Raw genomic sequence first — 20,307 nt, forward strand, 5'->3', positions numbered from 1 at the left:
CCTGTTGATCGGGTTTCGTATTTGGGGGATCGGCTCAAAGTTTCAATGTCCTCAGCCGCAACGCATTGGCGATGACCGAGACCGACGACAAGCTCATCGCCGCCGCCGCCAGCATCGGCGACAACAGCGTGCCGGTCAGCGGATAGAGCACGCCGGCCGCGACCGGCACGCCAAGCACATTGTAGAGGAAGGCGAAGAACAGGTTCTGCCTGATATTGCGGATGGTCGCCTGCGCCAGTGTGCGGGCACGCACGATGCCGTTGAGGTCGCCCTTGACCAAAGTGATGCCGGCGCTTTCGACGGCGACATCGGCGCCGGTGCCCATGGCGATACCGACATCGGCGGCGGCCAAGGCCGGTGCGTCGTTGACGCCGTCGCCGGCCATGGCGACGCCGGCGCCCTTGCCGCGCAATTCCTCGACCAGCGCGCCCTTCTGTTCCGGCAACAGGCCGGCGCGGACTTCGTCGATGCCGAGACTCCTGGCGATCGCGTTTGCCGTGCGCTCATTGTCGCCGGTCGCCATGATGATCCTCAAGCCGCTGTCGTGCAGGGCCTTGATCGCCTCGGCGGTGGTCGCCTTGACCGGATCGGCGACGGCCACGATGCCGGCCAATTTCCTGTCCACGACGACGAACATCGCCGTCTTGCCATCGCCTTGTAGCGCTTCGGCCGCGGCCGAAACGGTGGACACGTCGGCACCGAGATCACGCATCATCGCGGCGTTGCCGAGCGCTACATTCCTGCCCGAAACGGCACCGGAAACACCCTTGCCGGTGACCGCCTCGAAGCCATTGGCTTCGGCGACCCTTACACCGCGGGTCGCGGCGCCTTCGACAATAGCCTCGGCCAGGGGATGCTCCGAGCCCTTCTCCAGGCTCGCGGCGAGGCCCAGCAATTCCTCCTCCGAAAACCCATCGGCCGCCACGACATCCGTCAGTTTCGGCCGGCCTTCGGTCAGTGTCCCCGTCTTGTCGACGATCAGCGTATCGACGGAAGCGAAGCGTTCGAGCGCGGCGGCCTCCTTGATCAGCACGCCGGCGTGGGCGCCACGTCCGGTGGCGGTCATGATCGACATCGGCGTGGCGAGGCCGAGTGCGCAGGGACAGGCAATGATCAACACCGAGACCGCCGAGACGATGGCGAAGATCAGGCTGGGCGTGGGCCCAAAGATCGCCCAGGCGACAAAGGCAGCGATGGCGACCAGAACGACAGCCGGGACGAAGTAGAAGGAAACGCGATCGGCCAACCCTTGTATCGGCGCGCGCGAGCGTTGCGCCTTGGCGACCAGCTCGACGATGCGCGAGAGCGTGGTCTCGGCGCCGATCCGCTCGGCGCGCATGATCAGCGAGCCATTCTTGTTGAGCGTGCCGCCGGTGAGGGCATCCCCTTCGGCCTTCTCGACCGGCAACGGTTCGCCGGTGATCATCGATTCATCGATGGAAGAGCGGCCTTCGAGCACGGTACCGTCGACCGGCACGGCATCGCCGGGCCGGATGCGCAGGCGCTCGCCGGCCTTGACGCTGTCCAGCGGCACATCGCTCTCGGAACCGTCCTCTCCTATGCGGCGGGCGGTCTTGGGCGCAAGGTCGAGCAGGGCGCGGATCGCCGAGCCGGTCTTTTCGCGGGCGCGCAGTTCCAGCACCTGGCCGAGAAAGACCAGCGCGACGATGACGGCTGCGGCCTCGAAATAGACCGGCACCGCCCCGCCATGGCCGCGGAACTGATGCGGAAAAATGTCCGGGAACAGCGTCGCGACGACGCTGTAGAGATAGGCCGCACCGACGCCGAGCGAAATCAGCGTCCACATGTTCGGGCTGCGGTTGCGGATCGAGTCCCAGCCGCGATGAAAGAACGGAAATGCGGCCCAAAGCACGACCGGGCTTGCGAGCGCCAGCTCGATCCAGACCTTTGTCCGGTCCTCGATCAGGTTCTCGAACGACAGACCGATCATCGGCGCCATGGCGACGATGAGAAGGGGCACCGAGAGCACCGCACTGACCCAGAACCGCCTGGTGAAATCGACCAGTTCGGGATTTGGCCCCTCATCGCCTGTCGGCACGCCCATCGGCTCGAGCGCCATGCCGCAGACCGGGCAGGAGCCGGGCTTGTCGCGGACGATCTCGGGATGCATCGGGCAAGTGTATTGGGTGCCTTTCGGCATCGCTTCCGGCGCCGGTCTGTCGCCGAGATAGGTTTGCGGCGCCGCCTCGAATTTCGACTTGCAGCCGGCGGAGCAGAAATAGAAGCCCTGGCCGTCATGGCGCAGAAAATGCTTTGCCGTGGCGCGGTCCACGCTCATGCCGCAGACGGGGTCGGTGGCGGTCAGGTATTGTTTCGGCTCGGCTTGGAACTTTGTCCGACAGCCTTCGCTGCAGAAATGATAGAGGCGGCCAGCATGCTCCGATACCGGCTTGCCGGCGGCTGGATCGACGATCATGCCGCAAACCGGATCGCGCGTGACGGCGCCGGCATCCACGGCCGCGCCTTTTGCCGCGCAGCAACCACCATGCGCGTGATGATCGTGATCTGAATGCGTCATTTCGAATGCCTCTATCAAACTGCTTCGAGCCGGAGGTAGTCCTTCCAGTAACTGGAAGGTCAAGGACTGGCTTGAATTTTATTGTCGCGGGTGTCCCGCACCATGGAAACGCGTCAACCCGCCCCCATACCCAGCGCCGCGGAAACGCGCTATAGACGCCGCCCAAAAGGCAAGGCCAACCGGTACCATGGCGAAAATCTCCCTGAAGCTCGATGAACTGATCGACGGCGACGCCTTGCGCCGCGAGATGACCGCGCTGACGGCGGCCACGACCGGGGACGGCTCCGGATCGGCCGCCCGCGCCGGGGTTCTCCAGCTTCTCAAGGGCCGGCTCGCCGCGGGCCGCAAAACAGCCGAGGCCATGCTGAAGCAGGATGGCGGCGGCAATGCCTGCGCCGAGCGGCTGTCGCATCTGATGGATGAGCTGATCCGGGCGCTCTACGATTTTGTCGCGACCCATGTCTACCGGGTAAAGAACCGGTCGGTGGCCGAACGCATGGCCGTCGTCGCGGTCGGCGGCTATGGGCGCGGCACGCTGGCGCCGGGATCCGACATCGACCTCCTGTTCCTGTTGCCCTACAAGCAGACGCCGTGGGGCGAACAGACAGTCGAATACATGCTCTACATGCTGTGGGACCTGGGGCTGAAGGTCGGCCACGCGACCCGCAACATCGAGGAATGCCTGCGGCTGTCGCGCACCGACATCACCATCCGCACCTCGATCCTGGAAGCGCGCTTCCTGTGGGGTGAGCAGAAGCTCTACGACGAACTGATGCTGCGCTTCGACCATGAGGTGGTGCGCACCACCGGACCGGAATATGTGCAGGCCAAGCTCGCCGAACGCGACGAGCGCCATGCCAAGGCCGGCGAAAGCCGCTATCTGGTCGAGCCCAACGTCAAGGACGGCAAGGGCGGCCTGCGCGACCTGCAGACGCTGTTCTGGATCGGCAAATATTTCTACCGGGTGCGCACCGGCGAGGAGCTGGTCGAGAAGGGCGTCTTCACGCAGGCCGAATACCGCGAATTCCAGAAGGCCGAGGATTTCCTGTGGGCCGTGCGCTGCCACATGCATTTCCTCACCGGCAAGGCCGAGGAGCGGCTGCATTTCGACATCCAGCGCGAGATCGCGGAGCGGCTGGGCTACACCACGCATCCCGGCCTGTCGGCGGTCGAGCGCTTCATGAAGCACTATTTCCTCGTCGCCAAGGATGTCGGCGACCTGACCCGCATCTTCTGCGCCGCGCTCGAAGAGGAGCAGGCCAAGCATGTGCCGGGCTTCAACCGCATCTTCCTCACCTTCCAGCGCCGCAAGCGCAAGCTTGCCGGCACGTCGGATTTCATCGTCGACAACCACCGTATCAACATCGCCGACGACCAGGTGTTCGAGCGCGATCCGGTCAATCTGCTCAGGCTGTTCTGGTTCGCCGACAAGCACGGGCTGGAGTTTCACCCCGACGCGCTGAAGCTGCTCACCCGCTCGCTCGGCCTGGTCAACAAATCGCTCCGGCGCGACGAGGAGGCCAACCGGCTGTTCCTCGACATCCTGACCTCGGACCGCAACGCCGAGCTCAATCTGCGCCGCATGAACGAGGCGGGGCTGCTCGGCCGGCTGATCCCCGATTTCGGCAAGATCGTCGCCATGATGCAGTTCTCGATGTACCACCACTACACGGTCGACGAGCATCTGATCCGCTGCATCGGCGTGCTGGCCGAGATCGAGCGCGGCGACGGCGAGAAGGTGCATCCGCTGTCGCATTCGCTGATGCCGGGACTGAGAAAGAGCCGCGAGGCGCTCTACGTCGCCGTGCTGCTGCACGACATCGCCAAGGGCAGGCCGGAGGACCATTCGGAAGCCGGCGCCCGGATCGCCCGGCGCATCTGCCCGCATATGGGACTTTCGACCACCGACACCGAAACGGTGGCCTGGCTGGTCGAGAACCATCTGGTCATGTCGATGACGGCGCAGACGCGCGATCTCAACGATCGCAAGACGATCGAGGACTTCGCCTCGATCGTGCAGTCCGTCGAGCGGCTGAAGCTGCTTCTCATCCTCACCGTCTGCGACATCAGGGGCGTCGGACCGGGCGTCTGGAACGGTTGGAAGGGCCAGTTGCTGCGCACGCTGTACTACGAGACCGAACTGCTGCTCACCGGCGGCTTCTCGGAAGTGTCGCGCGCCCAGCGCACGGCGGCGGCGCGCGAGTGCCTGGCCGAAGCGCTCGCCGGCTGGCCCGACAAGATCCGCAAACGCTATGTCGGCCTGCACTATGAGAATTACCTGCTGACCGTCGACCTGCCGGACCAGCTTCGCCACGCCGAATTCATCCGCGAGGCGGATGCGTCCGGCAACAAGCTTGCCACCATGGTCAAGACGCACCAGTTCGAGGCGGTGACCGAGATCACCGTTTTGGCGCAGGACCATCCGCGCCTGCTGTCGGTGATCGCCGGCGCCTGTGCGGCGGCCGGCGGTAACATCGTCGACGCGCAGATCTTCACCACCTCGGATGGCCGCGCACTGGACACGATCCTGATCTCGAGGGAGTTCGACCGCGACGAGGACGAGCGCCGGCGCGCCGAGCGCGTCGGGCGGCTGATCGAGGACGTGCTGTCGGGCAAGAGCTGGCTGCCGGAGATGATCGAGAAGCGCACCAAGCCCAAGCGCGGCGCCAAGGTCTTCCGGATCGCGCCGCGCGCCGAAATCCGCAACACGCTGTCGAACCGATTTTCGGTGATCGAGGTCGAGGGGCTGGACCGGCCGGGTCTGTTGTCGGAGATCACCGGAACGCTGTCCGACCTGTCGCTCGACATCGCGTCGGCCCACATCACCACCTTCGGCGAAAAGGTGATCGATACGTTCTATGTCACCGACCTCACCGGCCAGAAGATCGACAGCCCGTCACGCACCACCACCATCCGCAACCGGCTGACGGCGACGCTCGAGGGCACGGCCTCCGAACGCGGCAGCAGGACCAAGGCGGCCGCCGAGTGAGCGCCACCATCACTTTGTCCCAATCGCGCAGGCAGTCTCCAAACGCATGAGCCTCGTCAAGAAATTCGCAACGGTCGCTTCCGGCACGCTGATGAGCCGCGCGCTCGGTTTCGGCCGCGAGATGCTGATGGCGGCAGCACTGGGCACCGGACCGGTGGCCGACGCCTTCAACGCCGCCTTCCAGTTTCCCAACACCTTTCGCCGGCTGTTCGCCGAAGGCGCCTTCAACGCCGCCTTCGTGCCGCTGTTCGCCAAGGAGATCGAGACGCACGGCACCGACGGCGCCAAGCGCTTTTCAGAGGAAGTGTTCGGGGTGCTGTTCACGGCGCTGCTGGCGCTGACCATCGCCATGGAACTGGCGATGCCGCTGATCGTGCGCTACCTGGTGGCGCCGGGTTTCGCCGACACGCCGGGGAAGTTCGAGACGACCGTCACGCTGGCGACGATCATGTTCCCCTATCTCATCTGCATGTCGCTGGCCGCCATGATGGCGGGCATGCTGAATTCGCTGCGCCGCTATTTCGCCGCGGCGATCGCGCCTGCCTTTCTCAACATCATCCTGATCAGCGTGCTTGGCTATGCCTGGTATCATGGGCTGGATGCGCATGCCGTCGGCTTCAGCCTGTCCTGGGGCGTTCTGGCGGCGGGCCTCGTGCAGCTCGCCATCGTCTGGGTGGCGGTTCGCAACGCCGGCATCTCGATCGGTTTCCGCCGGCCGAAGATGACGCCGAACGTGAAGCGGCTCCTGATCCTGGCGCTGCCGGCGGCGATCACCGGCGGCATCACCCAGATCAACCAGCTGATCGGCACCGCCATCGCCTCGGCGCAGGACAGCGCCGTCTCCTCGCTCGCCTATGCCGACCGCGTCTACCAGCTGCCACTTGGCGTGGTCGGCGTCGCCGTTGCGATCGTGCTGTTGCCGGAACTGTCGCGGGCGCTGAAGTCGGGCAATCTGATCGAGGCGGCCAATCTGCAGAACCGCTCGGTCGAATTCACCTTGTTCATGACCTTGCCGGCTGCGGTGGCGCTCTGGGTCATGTCTGAGCCGATCGTGCGGCTGGTCTATGAGCGCGGCGCGTTCGCCGCCAACCATTCGACGCCTGTCGTGGCGGCGATCCTGGCGATCTTCGGGCTCGGCCTGCCGGCCTTCGTGCTGATCAAGGCGTTCACCCCGGGCTATTTCGCCCGCGAGGACACACGCACGCCGATGATCTTCGCCGCCATCTCGGTGGCGGTGAACGTCGCCACCGCGCTGACGCTGTTTCCGAGGATGGGCGCGCCCGGCATCGCCGTGGCCTCGGCGGTGGCCGGCTGGGTCAACGCGCTGATGCTGCTCGGGGTGCTGATCCGGCGCGGCCATTGGGGCCGCGACGTGCCTCTTTTGAAGCGCATTCCGCGTCTGGTGCTCTCGGCGGCGGTGATGGGCGTCGCCCTCTATTTCGCCGAACACTGGCTGAGCGCCAGGCTCGGCTCCGGCTCGCCGCTGGTCGTCAAGGCGACGACGCTGCTGGGGCTGGTGGCCGGCGGGGCGCTGCTCTACTTCGTCACGGCCTTTGCCAGCGGCGGCGCCGATTTCGGCATGATCCGCCGCAATGTGAAGCGCGGCTCAGGCAAAGCGACACCACCAGCCGTAAACGCCGAGCTGGACGAGTAGGCCGGGCAGCCCGACTGCAATAGCAGTCTTGATCGCAGCGTCATGTTCGTCCATAAGCGCGCCGTCGCAAGACTTTCGCCGCACGCGGTTTCCAGCCGCGTGATTGGCTCCGAAAAGTCTGCAACTTTTCGGAATCACGCTTATACGGCCCTCCACAAGCCACGAGGAAACCATGTCCGCCTTCAAGCCACTCGTCTTCTCCGGCGTCCAGCCGACCGGCAATCTGCATCTTGGCAACTATCTCGGTGCCATCAAGAAATTCGTCGCCCTGCAGGAGACGTCCGACTGCATCTACTGCGTCGTCGACCTGCATTCGCTGACGGCCCAGCTGGTTTATGACGACCTCAAGGACCAGACGCGCTCCATCACCGCGGCATTCCTGGCCTCCGGCATCGATCCGAAGAAGCACATCGTGTTCAACCAGTCGCGGGTGATGCAGCACGCCGAGCTCGCCTGGATTTTCAACTGCGTGGCGCGCATCGGCTGGATGAACAAGATGACGCAGTTCAAGGACAAGGCCGGCAAGGACCGCGAGAACGCCTCGCTCGGCCTGCTTGCCTATCCCTCGCTGATGGCAGCCGACATCCTGCTCTACCGCGCCACCCATGTGCCGGTCGGCGAGGACCAGAAGCAGCATCTGGAACTGACGCGCGACATCGCCCAGAAATTCAACAACGACTTTTCGGACCGCATCGCCGGTCTTGGCGTCGGCGTCGAGATGCAGGTCGGAGAGGAAATTGTGAACGGCTACTTTCCGATCACCGAGCCGGTCATCGGCGGGCCGGCGGCGCGCATCATGAGCCTGCGCGACGGCTCCAAGAAGATGTCGAAGTCGGACCCGTCGGATCTGTCGCGCATCAATCTGACCGACGATGCCGACGCCATCTCCAAGAAGATCCGCAAGGCCAAGACCGATCCGGAAGCCTTGCCGAGCGAAGTGGACGGCCTCGCCACCCGGCCGGAAGCGGAAAACCTGGTCGGCATTTATGCCGGCCTTGCGGACATATCGAAAGAGGCGGTGCTGAAGGAGTTCGGCGGCCAGCAGTTTTCGGTGTTCAAGCCGGCACTGGCCGACCTGGCAGTCGAAAAACTGGCTCCCGTCGCCGCCGAAATGCGCCGCATTTCCGATGACCGCGCCTATGTCGACGCGGTACTGCGGGACGGCGGCGAGCGCGCCGGCGTGCTGGCCGAAGCGACGATGAAGACGGTGCGCGACATCATCGGGCTGCTGCAGGACTGATCCGCATCCTTATGCCCCGCACCATACCGGCCAAAGACCGGCGGCTTGCCGCCGGTCAGCCGCAGTGGCAGATTGCGGCCGAAATGACATCGAGTAAATAGACATGGTCTCCAAACGCCTCAGCCGCGAAGCCGGACATCGCCGGAAGTTCCTGGCGATCATCGACGATACGCCCGAATGCGAGCGCGCCGTCGCCTACGCCTCGAAGCGGGCGCTGAGCACCAGCGGCGTGCTGGTGCTGCTCTATGTCATCGAACCGGACGATTTCCAGCACTGGCTGGGCGTCGAGAAGATCATGCGCGAGGAGGCGACCGCCACCGCACGCACCGCGCTCGACAGCTACGCCAACAAGGTGCGCCAGAAGCTCGGCATCGAACCCGAGATGGTGGTGCGCGAGGGCAAGCCCACCGAAGAGATCCACAAGCTGATCGAGGAAGACCAGGATATTGCCATCCTGGTGCTGGCGGCCGGCGCCGGCAAGGAAGGGCCCGGGCCGCTGGTCGGCGCGGTGGCCGGCAAGGGCGCCGCCTTCCCTATCCCGGTGACCGTGGTGCCGCAAAACCTTTCGGACGAGGAGATCGACAGCCTCGCCTGAAGTGTATCGATATTCGGGTGATGCCGGCCTACAAATGGCGGGTTCCTGCGCTTCCGGTGCTCACGTACTTCAAGTACGCTCCGCTCCGGTTCTCGGAAACCACCATTTTCGACTCGGCCTGACCCGAATCTCGACACACTTCATAGTGGCAGGAGTCGCAAAAACATTCCGCCAGCCAGCCATTCGGGCGACGCGTTTCGCTTGAATGTCCAGCCGATAGGGCTTATTTAGAATTATTCCAAACTATCTGCCCGAGACGGGCACGGAGACGGCCATGTTCATCCAGACCGAATCGACGCCAAACCCGGCGACGCTGAAATTCCTGCCCGGCAAGGAAGTGCTTTTGGAAGGCACCGCCGATTTCCGTGATGCCGATAGCGCGGCGACGGCCTCGCCGCTGGCCGGCCGGCTGTTCGAAATACCGGGCGTCACCGGCGTCTTCTTCGGCTACGACTTCATCACCGTGACCAAGGACGGCCCCGACTGGCAGCATCTGAAGCCAGCGATCCTGGGCGCCATCATGGAGCATTTCATGTCCGGCGCGCCTGTCATGGCCAACGCCGGCCCGGCCGCGGAGACCAGCCAGACCGGCGAGTTCTATGACAAGGCCGACGAGGAACTCGTCATCACCATCAAGGAGTTGCTCGACACGCGGGTGCGCCCGGCAGTGGCCCAGGATGGCGGCGACATCACCTTCCGCGGCTTCGAGAACGGCACCGTGTTCCTGCACATGAAGGGCGCCTGCGCCGGCTGCCCGTCATCGACGGCAACGCTGAAGCACGGCATCCAGAACCTGCTCCGCCACTTCGTTCCCGAGGTCCAGCAGGTCGAACAGGTCGCCTGACCATTCGTCTTCGCCGAGCGCGGCGACGATTCTCAAAAAGCAAGCAACAAAAAACCGGGCCGAATTGCCCGGTTTTTTGTTGGGGACGTCCGTTGTTGCCTAGACGGTCCGCGTACGAACGGTTTTGACCATGAACCTCGCGGTCACGGTCAGAGAACGATGACCTTGGCGCCGACCTCGGCGCGATCGTAAAGGTCGATGATGTCCTGGTTCATCAGCCGGATGCAGCCCGACGACATCGCCTTGCCGATCGAGTTCCATTCCGGGCTGCCATGCAGGCGATAGCCCATGTCACCGCCCTTGTTGAACAGGTACAGAGCGCGCGCGCCGAGCGGGTTCTTCAGGCCCGGCTCCATGCCGCCGGCGAACTTGGCGAGTTCCGGCTGGCGCTTGATCATCTGCGACGGCGGCGTCCAGGTCGGCCATTCGCGCTTGATGGCGACATGGGCGGTGCCATGCCACTCGAAGCCCTCGCGGCCGACGCCGATGCCGTAGCGAATTGCCCGGCCGTCACCCTCGACGAAGTAGAGGAACTTGTTCTGTGTATCGACGATGATGGTGCCCGGCTTTTCCTTGGTGTCGTAGTTCACCTCCTGCCGGTGATACTTCGCGGGCACCTTTTCGATCGGGATGCGCGGCAGCTGGTAGCCGGCGTCGGTCACCGCGCCATAGCCGTTGGAGAATATCTGCCCGCCAATGGTGCTGCAACCGGCGAGTGCGGTCGACAGCGCCAGTGCGGCAATTACTGCAAGCGACTTCATGCGCATGAGGTGATCCGTGCCCCGCCAAACATCCGCGGCACGAGTCGGCCGCTTTCTTGCCATCATTCATGCTGGCATTTGCTTTGCTTGCCAAGTACGCGATGCCTATATGCAAGACCTCACCTGCCGGTAAGCCAGCAACTGCGGCATTTCGGCAACAGCCTTCACCGGATTGTGAAGGAAATTCAATGGCCATGACTCTCGGGCCAGCAGGAATCGAGGAACAACCATGAATGTCGGCGACGCCGCCCAGCGTTCCGGTCTGCCAGCCAAGACCATCCGCTACTATGAGGAAATCGGCCTGATCGCGCCTGCGCGTGCCGGCAACGGCTATCGCGACTATTCGGGCGACGACATCCATCGGCTGACCTTCCTGCGCCGTGCCCGCAACCTGGGCTTTTCCATCGACGATTGCCGCCAGTTGATGGCGCTTTACCAGGACCGCAGCCGCGCCAGCCACGACGTGCGCGAGATCGCCACCGCCCATGTCAGGGCGATCGAGGAGAAGGTGCGCGAGCTGCAGTCGATGCGATCGACCCTGCAGAAGCTCGTCCAGGCCTGCCATGGCGACGACCGGCCGGACTGCCCGATCATCGATGACATTGCGGGAACCGCGCCGCTCGGCGATAAAGCCGTCACGGTCGCATAGATCCGTGCCGGCCAGGCCCGACGCCTCTCGGCTACGGAGGGAGGATGCCGATGGCCTCGATGACTGTCGAACTGCACAATGTCGAAGGCACCGAAGCCGCCATGGGCTGGGCCGGCGGCCACACGATCGTCGTCGACCGGCCCGAGGGCAAGGCCGGCGGCATGGGCCTGGGCTTCAATGGCGGCCAGCTGCTGGCGCTGGCGATTGGCGGCTGCTTCTGCAACGACCTTCGCTATGTCGCCGACGAGATCGGCGTGAAACTCGGCAGGATCGCCGTCTCGGTGAGGCTTGATCTCGACGGCAAGCCCCTGCTGGCGACCGCAGCAAGGATGACGGTTTCCTGCGAGACCTTGGACGGGTCCGATCCCCAAAGGATCATTGACCGTGCCAGCGCGGTTTCGACGGTCAGCAACTCGTTGCGCCAGGGCGTGCCGGTTACGATCGAAACGACGGGGCCTGGTCGCTCATAAACGCCAGGACTTCTCCCGCGCCGTAGGTCGTCCCGCCACGTTCACCCATCACGGAAAGTGAAGGTGGCCATACGGTTCTCCGTGCCTGCTCATGCCATCGAGCACCCATTGATTTGGGTGGCCACCAAATGAGCGGTACGGGTTCAAATCGTGAACAAAATCTGGCATGGTCCCGTCATGCCAATCATCTCACCGATTCCCCTGAACCCGCTCATCGATGGCCGCCAGTCTGAACGCGCCATGCTGGTGCGGCGCGGGGTGCAGCGCCTGCTCCGCGAAATGGGCGCGCATGTGCTGCCCGAACTGTCCCTGGCGACCGGCCGCCGCGCCGACCTCGTGGCGCTGACCCGCCAGGGCGACATCTGGATCATCGAGATCAAGTCCTCGGTCGAGGATTTTCGCGTCGACCGCAAATGGCCCGACTACCGGCTGCACTCGGATCGCTTCTTCTTCGCCACCCATCCCGGCGTGCCGGCGGAGATTTTTCCCGAAGAATGCGGCTTCATCCTCTCCGACGGCTATGGCGCCGAGATTTTGCGCGAGGCGCCCGAGCACCGCATGGCGGCGGCTACGCGCAAGGCGCTGATGCTGCGCATCGCGCGGGCCGGTGCCGCGCGGCTTTTGGCGGCGGAACTCGCCGGAGTGGCCGTGCCGGCGCTGGAGGGGGAGAGCGAGTAGGCTGCCTCGCAGAACCTGCGCTTGTGGACCTCTACTCCTCGCCTTCATCCGCCCCGCTCGCCGCCGGCGCCATCAGCAGGACGGCCGCGCCGAGCAGCGCTGCGACCAGGGAGCCGGAGAGAATGCCGACCTTGACCGCGTCCTGCAGCGCCGTGTCGCTGGCGAAGGCGAGCAGGCCGATGAACAGGCTCATGGTGAAGCCGATGCCGCACAGCAGCGAGATGCCGATCATGTGCAGCCAGCCGGCATGGGCCGGCAGGTCGGCGAGACCGAAGCGGATGGCAAGCGCGGAGGAGCCGAACACGCCGACCAGCTTGCCGACGACGAGGCCGGCGGCAACGCCGAGTGTCAGCGGCTCGAACAGCGCGCCGACGCTGAGGCCCGCCAGCGAAACGCCGGCATTGGCAAAGCCGAAGATGGGGATGACGACGAAGGGCACTATTGCGTGCAGGCCGTGCTCGAGCCGGTGCAGCGGCGAATGGTCGAGATCGTGTTCGATGCCGGCTGTGCGTTCGAGCGGAATGGTTAGCGCCAGCGCCACGCCGGCAAGCGTGGCATGCACACCCGACTTCAGCACCAGCACCCACAGGATCGCACCGAGCACGAGGTAAGGCACGAGGCTCATCACCCGCATGCGGTTGAGCACGACAAGCGCGGCGATCACCGCGAAGGCGGCGCCCAGATAGGCAAGCGACAGACCGCTCGTGTAGAAGATCGCGATGATGATCACCGCGCCGAGATCGTCGATGATGGCAAGGGCGGTGAGAAAGATTTTCAGCGAGGCCGGCACGCGGCTGCCAAGCAGCGATAGCACGCCGAGCGCGAAGGCGATGTCGGTAGCGGTCGGGATCGCCCAACCGGACAGCGCGCCCGCATTGTCACGGTTGATGGCGACATAGGCCAGCGCCGGCACCACCATGCCGCCGGCCGCCGCGATGCCGGGCAGCACCCTGCGCGGCCAGGTCGAGAGCTGGCCGTCCAGCATCTCGCGCTTGATCTCCAGGCCGACGAGCAGGAAGAATACCGCCATCAGCCCGTCATTGACCCAATGCGACACGCTGAGCGGGCCGAGATAGGCGTGGAGGACGGCAAAATAGGTTCCGGAGAGCGGTGAGTTGGCGACGATCAAGGCCAATGCCGCCGCTACCATCAGCATGATGCCGCCGGCCGCCTCGCTGTCGAGAAATTCGCGCAAGACGGAAACCGGCCGCTGTTTCAAGTCCCGCATGTCACCCTCCGTTGCCTTTCCAAACGCTGGCGCCGCCCCTCACCTGCCTGCCGGCATCCTCTCCCCGTATAGTGACGGGGAGAGGGACGCTGTCATCGCCGGTTTCGCCAATCGCCAGCGTTGCGGAATGGGCGCCAGCGTTGCGGCCAGCCTCTTTCTCCCCGTCACTATACGGGGAGAAATGCCCGGCAGGGCAATGAGGGGCGGGGCCGAGTTCGACAATTGGATGCTTCCCCGTAAGCAGAAACCGGTCCGAAGGAATGCTCAGCGCATCGCGCTCCTAGCGCGGCGCGCGCTTGGCCAGGATGCGCTGCAGGGTGCGGCGATGCATGTTGAGGCGGCGCGCGGTCTCGGAGACGTTGCGCTCGCACATTTCGTAGACACGCTGGATGTGCTCCCAGCGCACGCGGTCGGCCGACATCGGATTTTCCGGGGGTGCGGCGCGCTCGCCGGCCGTGCGGGTGAGCGCGGCAAAGACGTCGTCGGCGTCGGCCGGCTTCGATAGATAGTCGACGGCGCCGAGCTTCACCGCCGTCACCGCGGTGGCGATGTTGCCATAGCCGGTCAGGATAATCGCGCGGGAATCCTCGCGCTTCTCACGGATGGCGGCCACGACGTCGAGGCCGTTGCCGTCGCCAAGCCGCATATCGACCACCGCGTAGGCGGGCGGATTGGCGCGTGCCTTGCCGACCGCCTCCTCGACGCTCTCGGCCGTTTCGACCACGAACCCCCTGGTTTCCATGGCGCGGGCCAGACGGGTCAGGAACGGTTTGTCGTCGTCGACGATCAGAAGCGAGGTGTCCTCGCCCTCAACCATTGCGCCACTGTTTTCATCGCCTGTCATCGTCTTGAAATTCCTGCTGCCTTAATTTTACGCAGATATAGTTTTGCGTCGCGATTGTCCAATTTACGCGGTGTCAAACATCGTCGCGGGCGCCGATTCCGGGTTCAGGAAAACATTTCTGGGCCATGAAATCCGCACCATGGCGCCCTCGCCCAGTCCGCTCGAATTGCGAAAGTCGAGCGTGGCGCCCGATCGCTCGAGCAATGTCTTGGCGATGAACAGGCCCAGCCCCAGCCCGCCGCCGGCCTCCGTGCCCTGGCGTGTCGACATATAGGGCTCGCCGATGCGGTCGATGATCTCGGGCGGAAAGCCGGGACCGTCATCGATGATCGAGAAGGAGACGGTGGCCTCGTCCCAGTTCCAGCGCACGGTGACGCTCTCGCGGGCGAAATCGACGGCGTTCTCCACCAAATTGCCAAGGCCGTAGATGACGCCGGGATTGCGGCGCCCGACCGGCTCGGGGCCGCTGCGCTCGCCGGGCCTGAGCTTGATCGAAATGCCGAAGTCGCGGTGCGGCGCGGTGACCTCCTCGACCAGCGAGGTCAGCGGCAGGCGGGACAAATGCGCCTCTCCCTCGGACGACAGGCTGGTCAGGCGCTTGAGGATCTCGCGGCACCGCTCGCTCTGGGAGCGCAGCAGCGTCACATCCTCCCCGTATTTCGCGTCCTTGCCGAGCGCCTTTTCCATCTCCTTGGCGACAAGCGCGATGGTGGCGAGCGGTGTGCCCAGCTCATGCGCGGCGGCGGCGGCCAGCCCGTCGAGTGCCGACAGATGCTGCTCGCGCTGGAGCACCAGTTCGGTGGCGGCGAGCGCATTGGCCAGGAGGCGGGCTTCCGCGGCCACGCGGAAGGCGTAAATGGCGGTGAAGGCGATCGAAGACAGCACCGCCATCCACATGCCGGCAACATAGATGAAGGGCATCGCCAGCGGCGCGCCTTCATGCCAGGGCAATGGCAAGTGGAAAAAGACCAGCAAGGTCGCCGTCGTCATCACCAGCCCCCCAAGCACCGCGGTCAGGCGCAAGGGCAGCGACGTCGCCGAAATGACCACGGGCACCGTCATCAGCAGCGAGAACGGATTGGTAAGGCCGCCGGTCATGTAGAGCAGGCCGGCAAGCTGGAGGCTATCAAAGATCAGGATGCCGAAGGCGGCGAACGGCGTGAGCCGGTGCGCGGCCGGGAACCGAAAGGCAAGGAGCAGGTTCATCCAGGCCGAACAGGCGATCAGGGCAAAGCACAGGCTGACCGGCAGTGGGAATTTCAGGCCGTAGGCGACGAAAAGCACCGTCACGCTCTGGCCGACAATGGCAAGCCAGCGCAGCCGGATCAGCGTGTTGAGGCGCAGTCGCTGGCTCTGCTGGAAGTCGGGAGAACGCAATACGTTGATCATGGCCATGAAATACAGCCGCGAAGCGGCCAGCGCTAGGTGGATGACGAAGCGATGGCGTTTGCGCCAATCGCCAAGCAACTACGTCCCGCGCGGCTTGGCGCGGCTGGTGGCGGCGGCGAGCAGCGGATTTTCCGGCCATACGTGTTTGGGGTAGCGGCCGCGCATGTCGGCGCGCACATCGGCCCAGGAGCCGCGCCAGAAACCGGGCAGGTCGCGCGTCGTCTGGATCGGCCGGTGCGCGGGCGACAGCAGTTCGAGCGTCAGCGGCACGGTGCCGCCTGCGATTGCAGGGTGCCGGTCGAGGCCGAACAGTTCCTGGACACGAACCGCCAAAACGGGCCATTCGCCGTCATAGCGGATCGGCACGCGACTGCCGGACGGCACGTCGAAATGGGTCGGCGCAAGCGCGTCGATCCGGCGCTGCAAATCGTGCGGCACAAGCGCCGTCAGCCCGGCCGGGACGACACCCGGATCGATGGCCGAGAAGGATGCGGCACCCGACAGGAACGGCAGCAGCCAGTCGTCGAGGCGATCGATAAGTGCCGTGTCGGACATATCGGGCCACGGCGCCCCAAGGCCGCGATGCAGCCAGGACAGGCGCTGGCGCAGCGTCTCGGCCTCCTTGCTCCAGCTCAGCAGCGAAAGTCCATGTTCGCGCAAGGCGTCAAGCATGGCGCGGTCGGCCTCATTGCCGGTTGGCGGAGGCAGCATGCGCTCGGCCAGCGTGATAGCGCCGAGGCGTACGGTTTCGCGCACGCGCACGGCGCGGCGCTCGCGATCGAAGCTCGTTTGCCTGCGGGTTTCGATCCTTTCCGCCAGTGCTGAACGAATATCGTCCTCGCTGATCGCCGCCGCCGCCGTGATGCGCGCATTCTGCGCCTTGCCCTGCAGGTCGGCGACAACCAGAAACGCCTCGCCGGCAAGCGGATCGGCAGCATCGAGCATGGCACCGGAGCCGTTGGCCAGCACGAAACGCCCGCGCTCGCCGCGCGCCTTGGCGACGCGGTCGGGCCAGGCATGGATGAGGAGAGGACCAGCGCTGCCACCCTCCCCCTTGTGGGGAGGGTCGGCGCGTAGCGCCGGGGTGGGGGTGCGGCGCCAAAGCCCCCCGCCCCGCTCCGCTTCGCGGATCGACGTTCCGGGGCGAGCCACGGGTCTCGCCCGTCCTTCGGACCCCCATAAGGGGGAGGGTGAAGAGGCCTGCCTCGCCAGGCGTTCGGCGAGTTGCCGCGCGGCGGTGGCGCGCGGCGATCTTTCCTGGCGAAAGCGCATCAGCCGGCGTTCGAGATCGGCGCCGTCACCGCCCAACCCGCGCTCGGTCAGCAGCACCGCGAGCATGGCCGCCTCGCCGGCATGGCCGCCGCGGGCCGCCTCGGCGACCATATGCGCCAGCCGCACCGGCAGAGCGAGCTTGCGCATCGCGGCGCCCGCTTCCGTCAGCCGCCCCGCCTCGTCGATGGCATCAAGCGCGCGCAGCAGCGCCCTTGCCTCGTTGAGCGCCGGGGCCGGCGGCGGATCGAGGAAGGCGAGGCTCGTCGGATCGGCGACGCCGAAGGCGGCGCAGTCAAGCAGCAGGCCGGAAAGGTCGGCCTCGAGGATTTCCGGCGGGGTGAAGGCTGGAAGCGACGCCGTCTGTTCGGCGCGCCACAGTCGGATGGCGACGCCGGCCTGCGTGCGTCCGGCACGGCCGGCGCGCTGGTCGGCGGAGGCCTTGCTGGCGCGCACCGTCTCCAGCCGCGTCAGGCCGCTGGCCGGCTCGTAGCGCGGCAGCCGCGACAGGCCGGAATCGATGACGACCCGCACGCCGTCGATGGTGATGGAGGTCTCGGCGATCGACGTAGCCAGCACCACCTTGCGGCGGCCCGCCGGCGCCGGCCTGATCGCCGCGTCCTGCGCCTTGCCATCGAGCATGCCGTAGAGCGGCACGATATCGGTGTCGGCGCCGACCTTGCCGGCAAGCCGCTCGGCGGTGCGCTCGATCTCGCGCTGGCCGGGCAGGAAGGCAAGCACGCTGCCGCTCTCGTCGGCAAGAGCGGAGCGGATCGCCTTGGCCATGGCATCTTCGATTGCGATGCCGGCCGGCCGTTCGTCGTAGCGGATGTCGACGGGAAAGGCACGGCCTTCGCTTTCGATCACCGGCGCGCCCGACAACAGCTTCGCGACACGGGCGCCGTCCAGCGTCGCCGACATCACCAAGACGCGCAGGTCCGGCCGCAGCGCGCCTTGCACGTCGAGCGCCAAAGCGAGGCCGAAATCGCCGTCGAGCGAGCGCTCGTGGAATTCGTCGAAGATCACGGCCGAGATTCCGGGCAGTTCGGGATCGTCAAGGATCATCCGCGCCAGCACACCTTCTGTGACGACCAGTATTTTTGTCCGGGCCGAAGTGCGGTTCTCCATGCGCATGGCATAGCCGACGGTGGCGCCGGGCTCCTCATCAAGCAATTCGGCCATGCGGCGGGCGGCGGCGCGGGCGGCGAGCCGGCGCGGCTCCAGCAGCACGATCTTGCCCGTGCCCAGCCATGGCGCATCGAGCAGCGCCAGCGGCACCAGCGTCGTCTTGCCGGCGCCGGGCGGCGCCACAAGCACGGCGCCGTTGCCGGAGCCGAGTGCATGGCCCAGCGCCGGCAGCACGGCGGATACCGGAAGCTCCGGCAAGACTTTTGTCGTCATCGCGCCCGCATATCAGCGCTCGTGGTCGCCATGCAACCGGCGCCAGATCAAAGCCGGGTGCGCGAAAATGGGTTCCAGCGCACCGTGCCCAACCGTACTTCCTCGCGCACCATGGTGAGCAGGCCGGACCCACCGACGACCGCGAGGCCGACCAGCGACAGCCAGTCGGGATATTCCCGGAAGAACAGCGCACCGAGGATGACCGCCCAGACCATCTGCGAGTAATGCGTCGGCGCGATCCGGTTGGCGGGCGCGTATTTGACGGCCAGCAGCTGCAGCAATTGTCCGCATGCGGTGAAGGCGCCGGCCATTATCAGCCATGCAAGCTGCCTTGCGTCGGGAAGCGTGAACGAGGTAGCGGCGATGCCGATGCCGTTGAACAACAGGCCGTAGCCGATCAGCACGCCGAGCATGGTCGTGCGCTTTTCCTGCTTTGCCAGCGAGCGCATCAGGATGACGCTGGCGGCTGCCAGAAAGGCCACGCCAAAGGCGGCGAGGTGTCCAAGATTGAGTTCGCGAAAACCCGGTCTCACCACCAGCATGACGCCAGCAAAACCGGCGACCACCGCCAGCCAGCGCCAGGGCCCGACCTTTTCCTTGAGGACGACCGTGGAGAGGATGGTGACGCAGAGCGGCGCCAGGAAGACGAGCGCGTAGACTTCGGCCAGCGGAATGGTGGTGAAGGCATAGACGCTGAGCACGCCCGAGGCGATACCCGCCCAGGCGCGCGCCTGCACCGCCCAGGGTCGTTTGGTGCGCCAGAAATCACGCCAACGCTCGTCCGCCGGCCGGGTGAAGAAGAGCAAACAGCCGGCGAACAATATCGAGAAGAAACCGATCTCGAACACCGTGAACTGCCCGCCCAGGCTTTTGACAACGGCATCGCTGCCCGAATAGCTTGCATAGGCGATCAGGGCGAGCAGGATTCCGTTCGTCACGTTTTTCCATTTCCGGGGAGAGAAGCGTTGAAAATACTGGCGCTCGGCGCGCATCCTGACGACATCGAGATATTCATGTTCGGTACGATGGCGGCCTATGCGGCGCAAGGCGCAGAACTGACTTTTGCCATAGCCACGGATGGTGCCAGGGGCGGCAAGAGCGATCCCACGGTTCTCGCCCGTGTCCGTCGCGAGGAGGCAACGGCCGCGGCCGCGCTGCTCGGGGCGGCGCCGCGCTTCCTCGACTTTCCCGACGGCAGGCTGGTGGCGGATAACGCGCTGATCGGCGCGCTGAAGACGCTGATTGGCGAAACCGGACCGGATCTGGTGATTACCCATGCGTCCAACGACTATCACGCCGACCACCGCGCGCTGTCGGACGCCGTGCGCATCGCGGCGTCGTTCGCCGTACCGGTGCTGCATGCCGACACGATGGGCGGCACCGGATTCTCCCCGACCCATTATGTCGAGATATCAGCCCAGGCCGAGATCAAGGCCAAGGCGATCCGCCTGCACCAGTCGCAGGATCCGGAGCGCTTCGTCGACATCGCCCGCACGCAGAATTTTTTTCGCGCCGGCCAGTGCAACGGCGCGCCGGGATCACAGGCCGAAGCCTTCCGCTTCGAGCCGATGTTTCCCTTTGCAGACATTCGCGACCTGCTGCCGCCGGCGCCGCCGATCCGACCGGTCATCGTGAGCACCAAAAGGGTCGACTGAGCCGGGAGACGGCTGCTCCATCGCGGTGACAGTGCCCGACGACGAGACCACCGGCTGACGCACCGGTGCACACGGCCACATGGGCGGGCCGGACCGTTGCTT

Annotated in this window: 16 protein-coding genes; 9 read left to right on the forward strand and 7 right to left on the reverse strand. The window is 65.5% G+C overall.

What is annotated here, in order from left to right; genetic code table 11:
• Window positions 1-34: 34 nt before the first annotated feature.
• Window positions 35-2,539 (reverse strand): heavy metal translocating P-type ATPase, encoded by a 2,505-nt coding sequence (locus FJ443_RS11765; protein ID WP_140664125.1) that lies wholly within the window; start codon window positions 2,537-2,539, stop codon window positions 35-37.
• 187 nt (window positions 2,540-2,726) lie between these two features.
• Between FJ443_RS11765 and FJ443_RS11770 the strand changes: the two genes are divergently transcribed.
• The 5 genes from FJ443_RS11770 (at window position 2,727) to FJ443_RS11790 (ending at window position 9,861) form a co-directional block, all read left to right on the forward strand.
• Window positions 2,727-5,528 (forward strand): [protein-PII] uridylyltransferase, encoded by a 2,802-nt coding sequence (locus tag FJ443_RS11770; protein ID WP_140664128.1) that lies wholly within the window; start codon window positions 2,727-2,729, stop codon window positions 5,526-5,528.
• A 46-nt stretch (window positions 5,529-5,574) separates the two neighbouring features.
• Entirely contained in the window at window positions 5,575-7,182 is a 1,608-nt protein-coding gene (gene murJ, locus FJ443_RS11775) for a murein biosynthesis integral membrane protein MurJ (RefSeq protein ID WP_140556847.1), read from the forward strand.
• Between the two features lie 172 nt (window positions 7,183-7,354).
• Window positions 7,355-8,422 (forward strand): tryptophan--tRNA ligase, encoded by a 1,068-nt coding sequence (gene trpS / locus FJ443_RS11780; RefSeq protein ID WP_140497129.1) that lies wholly within the window; start codon window positions 7,355-7,357, stop codon window positions 8,420-8,422.
• Window positions 8,423-8,525: 103 nt separating this feature from the next.
• A complete protein-coding gene (locus FJ443_RS11785) occupies window positions 8,526-9,017 on the forward strand; it encodes a universal stress protein (RefSeq protein ID WP_140497131.1) in 492 nt (163 codons plus the stop codon).
• A gap of 274 nt (window positions 9,018-9,291) precedes the next feature.
• Complete coding sequence (locus FJ443_RS11790) at window positions 9,292-9,861, forward strand: NifU family protein (protein WP_140497133.1); 570 nt, start codon at window positions 9,292-9,294, stop codon at window positions 9,859-9,861.
• 149 nt (window positions 9,862-10,010) lie between these two features.
• Here the strand turns inward: FJ443_RS11790 and FJ443_RS11795 are convergent, their stop codons facing one another.
• A complete protein-coding gene (locus tag FJ443_RS11795) occupies window positions 10,011-10,628 on the reverse strand; it encodes a L,D-transpeptidase (protein WP_140664131.1) in 618 nt (205 codons plus the stop codon).
• Between the two features lie 223 nt (window positions 10,629-10,851).
• Here FJ443_RS11795 and cueR point away from each other — a divergent pair, with 223 nt between their 5' ends.
• From cueR to FJ443_RS11810, 3 genes are all read left to right on the forward strand, one after another.
• Window positions 10,852-11,271 (forward strand): Cu(I)-responsive transcriptional regulator, encoded by a 420-nt coding sequence (gene cueR, locus FJ443_RS11800; RefSeq protein WP_140497137.1) that lies wholly within the window; start codon window positions 10,852-10,854, stop codon window positions 11,269-11,271.
• Between the two features lie 50 nt (window positions 11,272-11,321).
• Window positions 11,322-11,741 carry an OsmC family protein gene (locus tag FJ443_RS11805; RefSeq protein ID WP_140512955.1) on the forward strand — a complete coding sequence of 140 codons (420 nt, stop codon included), beginning with the start codon at window positions 11,322-11,324 and terminating at the stop codon, window positions 11,739-11,741.
• Between the two features lie 177 nt (window positions 11,742-11,918).
• A complete protein-coding gene (locus tag FJ443_RS11810) occupies window positions 11,919-12,419 on the forward strand; it encodes an MmcB family DNA repair protein (RefSeq protein WP_140513550.1) in 501 nt (166 codons plus the stop codon).
• A gap of 31 nt (window positions 12,420-12,450) precedes the next feature.
• On the opposite strand, the gene nhaA is transcribed toward FJ443_RS11810, so the two are convergent.
• From nhaA to FJ443_RS11840, 5 genes are all read right to left on the reverse strand, one after another.
• Window positions 12,451-13,647: a Na+/H+ antiporter NhaA gene (nhaA, locus tag FJ443_RS11815; RefSeq protein WP_140497141.1), complete on the reverse strand. Its 1,197-nt coding sequence runs from the start codon at window positions 13,645-13,647 to the stop codon at window positions 12,451-12,453.
• 280 nt (window positions 13,648-13,927) lie between these two features.
• Window positions 13,928-14,491 (reverse strand): ActR/PrrA/RegA family redox response regulator transcription factor, encoded by a 564-nt coding sequence (locus FJ443_RS11825; protein ID WP_140497143.1) that lies wholly within the window; start codon window positions 14,489-14,491, stop codon window positions 13,928-13,930.
• A gap of 63 nt (window positions 14,492-14,554) precedes the next feature.
• On the reverse strand, window positions 14,555-15,886 hold the full coding sequence (locus tag FJ443_RS11830; RefSeq protein WP_140664243.1) for an ActS/PrrB/RegB family redox-sensitive histidine kinase: 1,332 nt from the start codon (window positions 15,884-15,886) through the stop codon (window positions 14,555-14,557).
• A 72-nt stretch (window positions 15,887-15,958) separates the two neighbouring features.
• Window positions 15,959-18,550, reverse strand: a complete 2,592-nt coding sequence (gene hrpB / locus FJ443_RS11835; protein WP_140559745.1) for an ATP-dependent helicase HrpB — start codon at window positions 18,548-18,550, stop codon at window positions 15,959-15,961.
• A gap of 47 nt (window positions 18,551-18,597) precedes the next feature.
• Window positions 18,598-19,488, reverse strand: coding sequence for a DMT family transporter (locus FJ443_RS11840; protein WP_140624886.1), 891 nt, complete (start codon window positions 19,486-19,488; stop codon window positions 18,598-18,600).
• Window positions 19,489-19,515: 27 nt separating this feature from the next.
• Between FJ443_RS11840 and FJ443_RS11845 the strand changes: the two genes are divergently transcribed.
• On the forward strand, window positions 19,516-20,205 hold the full coding sequence (locus FJ443_RS11845) for a PIG-L deacetylase family protein (protein ID WP_140523588.1): 690 nt from the start codon (window positions 19,516-19,518) through the stop codon (window positions 20,203-20,205).
• The last annotated feature ends 102 nt before the right edge of the window (window positions 20,206-20,307 follow it).

Origin of the sequence: Mesorhizobium sp. B2-6-1 (assembly GCF_006440475.1) — a bacterium.
Lineage (GTDB): Bacteria > Pseudomonadota > Alphaproteobacteria > Rhizobiales > Rhizobiaceae > Mesorhizobium.